At 69.6% G+C, this 12,805-nt stretch carries 10 protein-coding genes; 5 read left to right on the top strand and 5 right to left on the bottom strand.

Annotated elements, in window-relative coordinates; all coding sequences use genetic code 11:
* The first annotated feature begins 15 nt into the window (after window positions 1–15).
* Window positions 16–510, top strand: coding sequence for an NUDIX domain-containing protein (locus FNH24_RS24805; protein WP_152364896.1), 495 nt, complete (start codon window positions 16–18; stop codon window positions 508–510).
* A 49-nt stretch (window positions 511–559) separates the two neighbouring features.
* On the opposite strand, the gene FNH24_RS24810 is transcribed toward FNH24_RS24805, so the two are convergent.
* From FNH24_RS24810 to FNH24_RS24820, 3 genes are all read right to left on the bottom strand, one after another.
* Entirely contained in the window at window positions 560–1,033 is a 474-nt protein-coding gene (locus FNH24_RS24810; protein ID WP_152364897.1) for a hypothetical protein, read from the bottom strand.
* Window positions 1,034–1,243: 210 nt separating this feature from the next.
* Entirely contained in the window at window positions 1,244–2,254 is a 1,011-nt protein-coding gene (locus tag FNH24_RS24815) for an ABC transporter substrate-binding protein (RefSeq protein ID WP_152364898.1), read from the bottom strand.
* A 25-nt stretch (window positions 2,255–2,279) separates the two neighbouring features.
* Complete coding sequence (locus FNH24_RS24820; RefSeq protein ID WP_152364899.1) at window positions 2,280–3,080, bottom strand: hypothetical protein; 801 nt, start codon at window positions 3,078–3,080, stop codon at window positions 2,280–2,282.
* A 73-nt stretch (window positions 3,081–3,153) separates the two neighbouring features.
* On the opposite strand from FNH24_RS24820, the gene FNH24_RS24825 reads away from it, so the two are divergent.
* The 3 genes from FNH24_RS24825 to cimA all read left to right on the top strand — a co-directional run bounded on the left by FNH24_RS24825 (window position 3,154) and on the right by cimA (window position 7,301).
* Entirely contained in the window at window positions 3,154–4,305 is a 1,152-nt protein-coding gene (locus tag FNH24_RS24825; protein WP_152364900.1) for a MerR family transcriptional regulator, read from the top strand.
* Window positions 4,306–4,307: 2 nt separating this feature from the next.
* Window positions 4,308–5,564, top strand: coding sequence for an MFS transporter (locus FNH24_RS24830; protein ID WP_246187070.1), 1,257 nt, complete (start codon window positions 4,308–4,310; stop codon window positions 5,562–5,564).
* 150 nt (window positions 5,565–5,714) lie between these two features.
* Window positions 5,715–7,301 (top strand): citramalate synthase, encoded by a 1,587-nt coding sequence (cimA, locus tag FNH24_RS24835; RefSeq protein ID WP_152364902.1) that lies wholly within the window; start codon window positions 5,715–5,717, stop codon window positions 7,299–7,301.
* Window positions 7,302–8,291: 990 nt separating this feature from the next.
* Here the strand turns inward: cimA and FNH24_RS24840 are convergent.
* Both FNH24_RS24840 and FNH24_RS24845 read right to left on the bottom strand, forming a co-directional pair.
* Window positions 8,292–10,445 carry an alpha-N-acetylglucosaminidase gene (locus FNH24_RS24840; protein ID WP_152364903.1) on the bottom strand — a complete coding sequence of 718 codons (2,154 nt, stop codon included), beginning with the start codon at window positions 10,443–10,445 and terminating at the stop codon, window positions 8,292–8,294.
* A 164-nt stretch (window positions 10,446–10,609) separates the two neighbouring features.
* Window positions 10,610–11,890, bottom strand: coding sequence for a thymidine phosphorylase (locus FNH24_RS24845; protein ID WP_152364904.1), 1,281 nt, complete (start codon window positions 11,888–11,890; stop codon window positions 10,610–10,612).
* Window positions 11,891–11,970: 80 nt separating this feature from the next.
* On the opposite strand from FNH24_RS24845, the gene FNH24_RS24850 reads away from it, so the two are divergent.
* On the top strand, window positions 11,971–12,795 hold the full coding sequence (locus tag FNH24_RS24850; RefSeq protein ID WP_152364905.1) for a fumarylacetoacetate hydrolase family protein: 825 nt from the start codon (window positions 11,971–11,973) through the stop codon (window positions 12,793–12,795).
* Window positions 12,796–12,805: the final 10 nt, after the last annotated feature.

The following is a 12,805-nucleotide window of genomic DNA, read 5'->3' on the forward strand; positions in this document are numbered from 1 at the left end:
CATGATCAACTGTTCATGATCAATCCGCGGCAGTTGGCCGTCCGGGCCGCGGCCCGGGCCTGGAAACAGGTCCGCGGCCGGGCTCAGTGGCGGCTGCTGTGGCTGCGTCATCCGACCTTCATGATCGGTGTCACCGGGGCGGTCTTCGACGACGACGGGCGGGTGTTGCTGCTGCGGCACCGGTTCTGGGCCGGCTGCCAGTGGGGTCCGCCGTCCGGTTACATGGTCCGCGGCGAGACGTTCGAGCAGGCCCTGGCCCGGGAGACGGCCGAGGAGACCGGGCAGCAGCTGACCGATATCCGGGTCCGCTTTGTCCGGTCCGGGTTCCGGCTTCGGATCGAGGCCTACCTGTCCGCCCGGCTGGTCCCGTCCGGGCCGTTACGCCTCGAGGAGGCCGAGATCCTCGAGGCCCGCTTCTTCGAAGTCGATGAACTTCCCGCCGCCTTGCGCCGGATCCACCGCGAACTGATCGAGCAGGTCCACGCTGAGCACTTATCCCGAGGTCGTTGAGTCCGGGACCAGGGTGTCCACTCCAACAGCGGCGCTTGGGAAAGTGGCGCTACCGGGCGAAGTCTGGGGTCTTGCGATTCGCGACGTGATCGCGCCAGGTCGTCGTCGCCTTGGTGATGTCGTTATCGGTGTCCAGTCGCTGCACCGCTACGGGACCGCCTACGACCTGATAGCCGTGCTTCCCGCGGCCTGCCGCTAGCACGTACGTCTGCCCGGGGGTCAACGGTTCCTGATCTTCCATAACCCAGGTCACTTTGCCACTTGTACCGCCGTACTGGAGAAATGTTTCAGACGGCTCGGCCTTCCCCAAGATCACTTCCACGACGGTTACTTGGAACTTCGTGGCGATAATGGGGTCGCTCACTGTATCGTGCGCGGCCTCCACACGGCCAATGACTACGACATCCGCGTAGCCGGCGACCAATTGCGGATCGGTCACATCGAAACTGTAGGAGCCACTGAGGGTTTCGGTGCGATGAGGGCTCAATAGGTTGACCCCAACGACGATTGCGACGACGAGCATGGTCGCTACACCAAATGGCAATCACGATGAGTCTCGGTTTTGAGGATTTCTTGGTCATGTCCGTGGTCCCAGACTAGGAAATGGGCTTGCGCTGTTATGCATGACATTGCGATTAGGATAATCGCAGCCAGCAATATTCCGAGTGGTCTGAACATCCCCAAAACCTGATCCGCGATGCCCAGGCCGAGTACGTACGCTGAGCGGGTCGGGTCAGCCGGCGGGCCAGCCCGAGGTCAGTTCGTCGAGCACGGATTCGTAACCCTGGAAGCCGTACGAGCCGACCGAGGACTGCGAGTTGATCTTGACCACCCGGCCCGCGCGGACCGCCGCCAGCTGCTGCCAGGTCGGGGCCGCCTCGAGCTCGGCCAGCGCCGCCTCACCGGCCGGCCCCGAGTTGTGCATCACCACGATCGTGTCGCCGGTCAGGATGTCCAGCCGCTCCGGACTGATCAACATGAACGTCTTGTCCTCGCTCGCCTCGGCGCCCTCGGCCGCCGGCACCACGGCTGCGCCCCGCTCGCTCAGCCACCGGGCGACCGACGATCCGGTCGAACTGTAGGCGCGGAACTGCTGGTCGCCGATGCCGAGCACGATCGACACCGAGCCGAGGTCGCCGAGCCGGCCCAGCTGCTCGTCGCAGCGGTGATCGAACTCCTGCACCACCCGCTCCGCCTCGGCTTCGCGCCCGACGGCCGCGGCGATCGCGCGCAGGCTCACCGCGGCGTCGGTGAAGTCCACGTCCACGGCGACGGTCGGGGCGATCTGGGACAGCCCCGGATACACCTCTTCAATGCCGCCGGTGTAGCCGACGATGACGTCGGGATGCAGCGCGGTCACCGGTTCCAGCGCGGGCTCGTCCGCTCCGCTCGCCACCGGCAGCACCGTGACGTCGGCGGCCTGCTCGGCCACCAGCGCGGGGAAGTCGGTCCCGATGATGCTCTTGTGCGTCAGCGCGCCGACCGGCGTGATGCCGAGGGCCAGCAGATGTGGCAGGGCTCCGCGGCGATCGAGGGCCACGACCCGGGCGGGGTTCACCGGGACGTCGGCCGTGCCGAGCGGGTGGGTGACGGTCCGGGTGGCCTCGGCCGGCCCGGCCGCTCCCGGGGTTGAGCAGCCGGCGACGGCGAAGGTCGTGAGGCCGACCAGGGCGAGGAGGCTGCGACGGGACAGCGGCGGCATGGGTCGGGCCGCGAGGTCTGCGGACGGCGACGGAATGATCATGGCAATAGATTAGGGTAGCCAAACCTCAGTTGTGATCGCGGATCGGATTCCGAGCGTTCTCCGTCGACGCGGGGTCGCCCGCCTCGATGCCTTCCGGCAGTCCGGCGCCTCGGCGTCGGGCCGCATTCACCCGTTGCAGCCGTACGACAGCGACGACCATCGCGACCTCCAGGAGAATCGCGACGATCGCCAGCCAGCCGATCCCGAACGTCAGCCCGACGCCGATCAGGACCGCGTTCAGGACCAGCGGCGGCCCCAGGATCAGCGCCGCGCGGTTGCGGCTGAAGTGCTCGCGCGAGGGATCGAGCATGCTCTCCTCGATGGCCTGGCGCGGCCGCAGCAGGATCTGCAGCGGCCACAGGACCACGACGTAGCAGGCCAGTGCCAGCAGCACCCCGGCGACGTAGCCGAGCAGGCCGAACAACACCGACGGCGCCGCCGGACCGTCGGCCGGGAACCAGTAGTGCCACTTGTCCGCAGCCTGGGCTGCCGCCAGGGCGCCGGACGCCCGGGTGACGAGCTCGGCGACGCCCATCGCGAGGACGGCCCCCACCGCGCCGAAGAACGGGAACAGCAGCCAGCGGCGCTGCACCTTCGCCAGCGAGAGGTCGTGCTCGCGATCCCAGGCCAGTTCCAGCGTCGGGAACGCGCCGGCGATCGCCGGGCCGAGGAACATGAGCCAGCTGAGCGGGTTCTCGCCCTCCTGGTCGCCGACGGCCAGGACGAACCCGGCCGCGCTGCCCAGGACACCGAGCACCGTGACGATCACGGCCGGCACCGTGTAGTTCTGCACGACCCAGGTGCGGACGCGGCTGCGGTTCGCCATCCGGCGACCCTATGGGGTGCCGGGGGCCCGCCGCGCTTGACCTTCAGGTTGGTCGAATCAGCACGATGGTGCCGTGAACTCCGCAGACCTGCTCACCATCGGCGTCTTCGGCCGGCTGGTCGGGCTGACCCCGAGCGCGTTGCGGTTCTACGACGATTGCGGGCTGCTCCGGCCGCGCGAGATCGATCCGCAGACCGGCTACCGCTATTACGGCCGGGATCAGCACCAGGCGGCCATCCTGCTGCGGCGGACCAGGGAGCTCGAGCTGCCGCTGGCCCAGGCCGCGGAGGTGCTGGCGGGCCCACCGGCGCGAGCGGCCGAGATCCTGCGCGGCCACGCGGCCGGTCTGGGCGCCCGGGCGGAGCGGATGGCACGGGTGGCGGCCGAGCTGATCGCGTCGTTGGACGGTGCGGACCGGGTGGGGTCCGACGGACGGCCCGGGCCGGAGGCCGGAACCGCGGTCGAGGTCGTCGGCCCCGAGTTGGCGGCGGCGATCCGCCAGGTGGGTACGGCAGCGGGACGGCCCGAGTCACCGGGCGGCCGCGGGGTGTTGCTCGAACTCGACGAGGCCGGATCCGAGCTCAGCGTCGTGGCCGGCGGCGACGCCTGGCTGGCGGTGCGGACGCTGACCGCGCGGGTCTCCGGCACCGGCTCGGCCCGGCGGCTGGCGATCGGGCCGACGGAGCTCGGCCCGGTCGTCGGGCTGGCCCGGCGGGCGGACCTGGTCGTGGTCCGGTTCGGCTCGCCGCGGTGGCCGACCGCGGAACCCGTCCCGGCGGCCGGGGTCGTCCGCGCGGCCGGAGCCGACCTGACCGCCGGGTCCGAGGGCCTGCGGCTGACCCGGGTGCCCGACCTGCATCCCAGTCATCGCGTGGTGTTCGCCGAGCTGGCTCCCTGGCGATCCCGGGTGATCATGGATCGGCGGGCGGCGGACGAGGCGCTGCGATCGGTGCGGGGGAGCGCCCGGCTGGTCATCGACCATGATCAGGTCGAGTTCCATCCGGCCGAGTTCGGCGCCGCTGCTCCGGCCCGGGTGCCGGCCGTCTGTCGGGGAGCGTCGATGACGATCGCCTTCGCCGTCGACGTGCTGGGACCGGCGCTCGAATCCGGGATCGGCCCCGACGTGTTGCTGGAGCTGGCCGGCCCCGATCGTCCGGCCCTGATCCGCAGCGCCGACCAGGGCAGCTTCACGGTGTTGATCATGCCGCAGCTGCCTGTCTCGTGACGATGAGAGTCGCCGACCGGGTCCGGTCGCGGTCCGCCGGCCGGGCGTTGTGGATCGGCGGCAGTACCGTCGTCGGCACGGCCGACGTGATGCTCTTCTTCGTCATCGCCTGGATCGCGTCCGGGCTCGGAGCGACCGCCAGCACCTTGATCAACTTGTTGATAGCGGTACCGCGGACGGTACTGCTGGTGTTCGGCGGGACGCTCAGCGACCGGTTCGGCGCCCGTCGAATGTTGATCATCACCGATTCGTGCCGGGTCCTCACGGTGCTCGTCGCGACGGTCGCGATCATGGTCGTTCCACCCGGTCTGGCCTGGCTCGCGGTGTTCACCCTCGTCCTCGGGGTGATCAGCGCCTTCTCGATGCCGGCGGCGAGCACGATGCCACGGCTGTTCGCGACGATCGACGAGCTGCCCAAGCTCTGGGCCAAGGTGAGCGGACTGGCCCAGGTCGGTCGGATGATCGGACCGCCGCTCGGCGGCGTCGCGCTGGTCGCCGTCGGCGCGGCGGGCGTGTTCGTGATCGATCTGGCGGCGGCGATGATCATGATCGGGGTGCTGATCCTGGTCCGGCCGCCCTACCGGCTGCCGGCCGAACCGTCGTCGGAGTCGGTGCTGCGGCAGTCCTGGGCGGGACTGCGCGCGGCGGCCCGGACCCCCGGCATCCCGTCGATGTACGGCGCGACGGCGCTGGTGGCCTCCGGCGTCCTGCCGATCGTGTTCTTGTGTCTGCCGCTGCTCGCCCGGGAGCGAGGGTGGACGGCCGCCGCGACCGGCGTCGTCGAGGCCGGCTGGATCGCCGGCTCGCTCGTGATCACCCTCGGGATCGCTCGGTGGGGCATTCTGCACCGGATCGGGCCGGCCATGATCACCGGACCGCTGCTGGCCGCCGTCGGGGCCGGCCTGCTAGCGGCGGCACCCGCCTATGCGGCGGCGCTGGTCGGTTTCGTCCTGATGGGCATCGGCACCGTCGTCTACACCAGTCACCTCGGGCCGCTGCTGCTGGACTGGACTCCGGCGGGCATGGTGTCCCGGTTCCAGGCTTTGTTCGTGCTGGTCCAATCGGCGCCGCAGGTGGTCACCATCGCCGCGTTCGGCGCGGTCGCCGAACTGGTCGGACCGGCGTCGGCCACTGGTGCCGCGGCGGTGATCTGTGCGGCCGCGGGCCTGGTCGTGGCTCTGAGTCCCCGACTGCGCACGGCCACCCGACCTGTCTCAGATTCTGGGACAAGTGATCCGGATTCTGTCGCGGCGGGGTAAGACTTAGCCCATGCGGTCGTACTCGATCATTATCAGCTAGCGCGTCGAACAGCAGTTCGGCGCGCCAACCTCTCGTACTCCCACGAGAGGTTTTTTGTTTGTGCCGCGCGCCCTCCAGCCACCCGCCACCCGACCTCAAGGACCAAGCTCATGCGAACCCAGCCGGACGAGTTCCACGTCTTCGACACCACGCTGCGCGACGGCGCGCAGCAGGAGGGACTGCGGCTGTCGGTGCCGGACAAGCTGGCGATCGCGGGGCTGCTGGACGAGTTCGGCGTGCACTACATCGAGGGTGGCTGGCCCGGCGCGAACCCGAACGACACCGCGTTCTTCCAGGCGATGGCCGACGGCGAGGTGCCGCTGAAGAACGCGACGCTGGTGGCCTTCGGCTTCACCCGCCGGGTCGGTGGCAAGGCGGCCGATGACCCGTTGACGGCGGCGCTGCGGGACTCGCGGGCTCCGGTCGCCTGCATCGTCGCCAAGAGTCATGATCGCCACGTCGAGCACGCGCTGCGGACCACGCTGGACGAGAACCTGGCCATGATCACCGACACGGTCAGCCACCTGCGGGCCGAGGGGCAGCGGGTCTTCGTCGACTGCGAGCACTTCTTCGACGGCTACCGGGAGAACCCGGCCTATGCGCTGGAGGTTGTCCGGACCGCGTCCGAGGCCGGGGCCGAGGTCGTCGTGCTGTGCGACACCAACGGGGGCATGCTGCCGCCGATGCTGGGGGACGTCGTCGGCGCGGCCCGGCAGACCGGCGCCCAGCTCGGCGTCCACTGCCACAACGACACCGGCTGCGCGGTGGCCAATACCCTGGCCGCCGTCGACGCCGGCGTGATGCACGTCCAGGGCACCTTCAACGGGTACGGCGAACGGACCGGCAACGCCGATCTGGTGGCGATCGTCGCGAACCTGGAACTCAAGTACGGCTGGCAACTGCTGCCGGCCGACTCCCTGACCGAGGCGACGCGGATATCCCATGCGATCGCCGAGGTGACGAATGTTCCACCGAGCAATCGTCAACCCTATGTTGGCTTGTCGTCGTTCGCCCACAAGGCGGGCCTGCATGCCAGCGCCATCAAGGTCGACCCGAATCTCTACCAGCACATCGATCCGGCGCTGGTCGGCAATGACATGCGGATGCTCGTGTCCGACATGGCCGGCCGGGCGAACATCCAGATCAAGGGCTCCGAGCTCGGGTTCGACCTGTCCGACCGCGAGGTGGCAGCGAAGATCACCGACAAGGTGAAAGAGGCCGAAGCGGACGGATACACCTACGAGGCGGCGGATGCGAGCTTCGAGCTGCTGCTGCGTCGTGAGCTGGGTCAGTTGCCGGAATACTTCTCGGTGCTGTCCTGGCGGGTGTTCACCCAGTCCACCCATGATCAGGAGACCGACACCGAGTGCACGGTGCGGATCACGGCGAAGGGCGAGAGCCATCGCGTGGTCGGCGAGGGCAACGGTCCGGTGAACGCTCTTGATCATGCTGTCCGGAAGGCGCTGCTGCCCGCCTATCCGGTGGTGGAGCGGTTCGAGTTGATCGACTACCGGGTGCGGATCCTTGATCAGGGTCACGGCACCGACGCGACCGTGCGGGTGCTGATCCAGACCAGCAACGGCCGCCGGGCCTGGACCACCGTCGGTGTCGGGCAGAACGTGATCGAGGCGTCCTGGGAGGCCTTGTACGAGGCGTACCTGTACGGCTTGATCCACACCGAAGAGGCCGCTCTCTGAGCCTGGATCGGCCAGGTGCGTGGGCAAGCCTTGCGTCGAGAGTGACCTTATCCACCTGAAATCTGCGGATCCGGGTGGAAAAGGTCACACTCGGCGGCTGCTGGACCGGAAGTCGGTTGCCGCTACTCGACCAACGCCGAATCCTGCCCCCGCTACTGCCGCGGCTGAAGCCCATCCGGAACGGCACCTCGGCCGCGGCGGCCGCGAAACTCGCCTCTCGCGCGCCGGGTTGGGGTCCGGATCCACCGCCGACCTCGGCCGGGCTCAAAGGAGGATCGAGATCACCGACCTCACCCGCCGACATGCGTCGAGTGGACCGTTCGACCAGCTTCCAGACGCAGATCCGCGGCCAAAGCGTCCACTCGGCGAGCGCAATCGAAACCCAGCGCACAACCGGTCGTCGGCCGCGACACCCGGCCGACCGCTCCATCCCGCCCGTCCTTGGCGCGTCTTGTCCGGACGGCCGAAACCGCAGGCGAGGGCAACTCTCGGCCTGCCCCCTTCGACAAGCTCAGGACATGCTTCGACGGGCTCAGGGAACGAAACCAACGACCGCCTTCCCCAACCCTGGACACGGCCACCGGCTCCAAGATCATCGGTGGATTCGGGCTGAACCTGCGGGCCGGTCGTTCCCTGGGCCTGCCGAAGGGCCGGCCCGATGATCTTCTTCGTTCCCTGAGCCCGTCGAAGCATGTCCTGAGCTTGTCGAAGGGGGCCGGCCAGACGGTGCCCTCGTCGGGTTCGGCCTGACGGTGGACCGATGTCGCAGATCTGACAATGGTTCGCGAAATCGGGCCGAAATAGGGCAATCCGGCCAACGGTTGTCAGATCTGCGACATGAGTGCACCGATACCCCGGGCCGGCCGCCCCCTGGAGAGGCGCAGGGACCTGGCTGGCCCTTCGACAGGCTCAGGGAACGAAACCAGCGACCGCCTTGCCCAACCCTGGACACGGCCACGGCTCCAAGACCATCGGTGGATCCAGGCTGAGCTAACGGGCCAGGACTCGGGCCACTTCGGTGGCGAGGGTGTACGGGTCTCCGGTCGGGGTGAGCGGATAGTCCTTCGTCTCCCGGGCCCAGCCGTCCTCGAACCGGAACCAGTCGATCGGCTCGGCCGGCGTGCCGGTCGCCAGGGCCGTCTCGAGGCCGTCGAGATACCTGGTCCAGCGGACGGCATAGAAGTCGGAGACGAGCCCGGCGAGCTCGCGGTTCGCGTAGTCGTGCAGGTCGCTCTCGCTGGCGGCGCGCGGGCCCCAGACGGTGATCAACGACCGGACGTCGTGCTCCAGGCCCGCCGCCTTGGCACCCTGCAGCCACGGGCCGAGCAGGAACCGCTCGTCGCTCGCCAGCAACCGGTCCAGCAGGTCGAGGTCGGACTTCCATTCGGCGGCCAACCGGCGGAATCCGGGCTGATCCTGGCGGTCGTAGGCGGATTTGATCATCGGCAACAGGGTGCGGCTGCGGTTGGCCAGTGCCTGCCGTGCGGTGGTGATCAGGTCGTAGCGGTAGGCGTCGGTGCCGCGCAGTGCCGGATCGACGGCCAGCAGTTCCGTCAGGGCCCGTTCGACGGTCCCGGGGTCGTACCGGACGGACTTCGGCGACGGGCCGGCCGCGCTGGTCGCGGTCAGGCTCGGACGGGCGGTGAACAGGCTGTCCTGCGGCTCGCTCCAGGTGCCGGACCTCATCGAGTACGGACCCCGGCGCAGCTCCGCCCAGGCGGCGATCGCGTGCGGATCGCTGCCGCCGTAGCGGCGGGCGGCATAGTCGGCGAACCACTGCTGCTGATCCACCGGACCGGCGCGCCAGGCCAGCTCGGTGAACAGCTCGAACGCGGTCGGATCGGTCCCGGTGCCCTCCGGCAGATAGGCGATCCCGCGCAGCGCGCTGCCCGGTTTGCTCCGCCACTGGTCGAAGCGGGTAGCCCAGACCGCCGTGTTGGCGCCGATCGTGGTGTGGCCGCCGAAGTTGGGGATGGTGCCGAACGCGTACGGGGTGCCGAGCCAGGAGCGTTCCCGATCAAGATCATCGAGCCGGTCGGACAGTCCGTCCACGATGAACAACCGGCTCCGGTCGACCGCGGTCAGGATCTCCGGCAGCGGGTTCCGCTTCCAGCCGAGCAGCACCCAGGTCGCGCCCGGCCGGGCCGCGTCCAGCGCGGCGAAGACGGCCCGGGCGGCGTCGGCCACCGGCACGTCACCGGCGTCACCACCCTCGTGCAGCAGGTCCATCTTGATCATGGTGCTGCGGCCGAGCAGCCGCTCCTGCTGCCGGTAGAACGCTTCGGCGACGCGGTCGAAGACGGGAGTGCGCGGATCGAGCCAGTCCGGCCGGCTGAAGCCGCCCCAGGTGCCCTGCGGGATCACCCGCCCGCTGGGATTGCGGGTCGGGAAGTCCGGCGGCACGGTGCCGAAGTAGCCGGGCAGCACCGCGGTCATGCCCAGCTCGGTGAGCCGGGTGACGAGCTGCCGGCCGAGCGCCGCCCGGGCCGCGAGCTGTTGCTCCGACAGTGGCCCGCCGAAGCCGGACAGGTTCTGCAACAGCCACCACGGCTGGTGCGCCGGGCCGGGGATCCAGTCCCGCAGCTCGGCCGCCGAGTAGCCGAACTCCTGGAACGCCGCGTGATAGACCGCGTCCGTCCCGACCGAGACGAACACCTCGTTGACACCGTGCAGCGCCAGCAGGTCGATCTGCCGCTGATAGGCCGGCCAATCGCGGTAGGCACCGGAATACCCGTCGTCGGTGTCGTTCAGGGCAAACCGGTGCGGCACGGTCGCCGCCTGCCGGATGACCTGACCGGGTGCCGGCAGCGTCTGCGGCAGCCGGTCCAGGCTGTCGCCGGGCCAGGAGAGATCGACCCGGGCCACGTGCTTGAGATACCAGCCGACCCCGGTCAGCAGGGTCGCCGGGGAGGTCCCGTCGACCCGGATCCGCCCGCTGTCGCCGGACAGCGCGAAGAAGTCGCCGGCCGCCGGCCGGGCGACCGGCACCAAGGTGAACTGCGTGGCGTGCCCGGGCAGCAGCCGGTTCAGCGCCGCGACCGCCGGCGCCGGATCGAACGCCGCCGGCTGGAACCGGGACGCCGACAGCGAGAGCAGCGAAACGATCACCAACCCGACGAGTACGCCGACGACCCGGATTCGCATGTTCCTCCTCCACCTGGAAGCTCACCGTCACAAATCGGGGGCGCAACACCCTGCCAGGGCCGAAAATCGGGGGTGGGACCGGGTTGCGCCCCCGATTTGTGACGGTGGGCCGGGCCGAGCGGTGCCGGCCGATCCGGAAGGCAACGGTCTCCGGATCGACGGCGTCAGCCGATCCGGTCGATGATCACCGGACGCTCCGCGGCCTCCGCGCCGATGCCGAATGCGTCGGCCAGCGCCTCCTTGGCCCGGTCGAAGCGTTCCGGGGTGTCGGTGTGCAGGGTGATCAACGGCTGCCCGGCCCGGACCGGGTCGCCCGGCTTGGCGTGCAGTTGGACCCCGGCGGCGGCCTGCACCGGGTCCTCCTTGCGGGCTCGGCCGGCGCCGAGTCGCCAGGCTGCGACGCCGACCGCGTACGCGTCCAGGGTGGTCAGCACGCCGTCGCTCGGCGCGGTGATCACCTCGGTCTCCTTGGCCACCGGCAGGTCGGCGTCCGGGTCTCCGCCTTGAGCGATGATCATGGACCGCCAGGCGTCCATCGCCCGGCCCGAGGCCAGCACCTCGGCCGGATCATGATCATCCCGACCGGCCGCCGTGAGCATCTCCCGGGCCAGGGCCACGGTCAGTTCGATCACGTCGGCCGGGCCGCCACCGGCCAGCACCTCGACCGACTCGGCGACCTCGAGGCCGTTGCCAGCGGTCAATCCGAGCGGGGTGGCCATGTCGGTGACCAGCGCGACCGTGCGTACGCCCGCGGCGGTGCCGAGCTCGACCATCGTCCGGGCCAGGGTGCGGGCGTCGTCGGGCTGCTTCATGAACGCGCCGGAGCCGACCTTGACGTCGAGCACCAGCGCACCGGTGCCCTCGGCGATCTTCTTGCTCATGATCGATGATGCGATCAACGGGATCGACTCGACGGTGCCGGTCACGTCGCGCAGTGCGTACAGCTTGGCGTCGGCCGGAGCCAGGCCGGAGCCCGCCGCGCAGATCACCGCGCCCACGTCCTCGAGCTGGCGCAGCATCTCCTCGTTGCTCAGCTTCGCCCGCCAACCGGGGATGGCCTCCAGCTTGTCCAGCGTGCCGCCGGTGTGCCCGAGCCCACGCCCGGACAGCTGCGGCACCGCCACCCCGCAGGCGGCGACCAGCGGGGCCAGCGGCAACGTGATCTTGTCACCGACGCCACCGGTGGAATGCTTGTCCGCCGTCGGACGAGACAGCGACGAGAAGTCGAGCCGTTCGCCGGTGCCGATCATGGCCGCGGTCCACCGGCTGAGCTCCGGAGCCGAGAGGCCGCGGAAGAAGATCGCCATCGCCAGCGCCGACATCTGCTCCTCGGCGATGGCGCCTCGGGTGTAGGCCTCGATCAGCCAGTCGACCTCGGCGTCGGCGAACGTGCCGCCGTCCCGCTTGGTCCGGATCAGATCGACGGTGTCGAAGGGCTCGGTCATGTCCCGGAGTATGCCTGAGCAGCCGGTGTTCGGCTGTAGCCGGCCGGAATCCCGCCGATGCGGGCCGCTACTGTGACCCCATGCGCATCGCCCGTTTCTCCGCCGGCTCCGACCCTCAGTACGGCATCGTCGAACTGGCCGAGGACCAGGGGCAGCACCCGGGGACGATCGCGGTGCTGAACGGCGATCCGCTGGCCACGCCGGTGCAGCTGACCGGGGAGCGGATCGAGCTCGACGCGGCCCGGCTGCTGGCACCGGTGATCCCGCGGAGCAAGATCGTCGCGGTCGGTCGCAACTACGCCGCGCATGCCGCCGAGCTGGGCAACGAGGTGCCGAGCACGCCGCTCACCTTCTTCAAGCCGAACACCTCGGTGATCGGACCGGGGGAGTTGATCATCCACCCCGACACCAGCAACCAGGTCAGCTTCGAGGGCGAGCTCGCGGTGGTGATCGGCCGGATCGCCAAGGAGGTGCCGGCGAGCCGGGCGCAGGAGGTGATCTTCGGTTACACCGTCGCCAACGACGTCACCGCGCGCGACCTGCAGAAGTCCGACGGGCAGTGGGCCCGGGCGAAGGGCTACGACACGTTCTGCCCGCTGGGCCCGTGGATGACGACGCACCAGAGCATCGAGGAGATCAGCGACGTCAGCATCCGGACCACCCTGGACGGGGTCGAGCAGCAACACGGCTCGACCAGCCAGATGATCCTCGGGATCCCGGAGCTGATCGAGTTCATCTCCTCCTACACGACCCTGTTGCCGGGCGACGTGATCCTCACCGGCACCCCGGAGGGCGTGGCCGCCATGAAGCCGGGGCAAGAGGTCAGCATCGAGATCGACGGCATCGGTATCCTGACCAACCTGGTCACCGGCAGTTCCGGGTCCAGTGCCACCACCGATGCCTGAATCCGAAGGA

This window comes from Microlunatus speluncae (assembly GCF_009299835.1).
Taxonomy (GTDB): domain Bacteria; phylum Actinomycetota; class Actinomycetes; order Propionibacteriales; family Propionibacteriaceae; genus Microlunatus; species Microlunatus speluncae.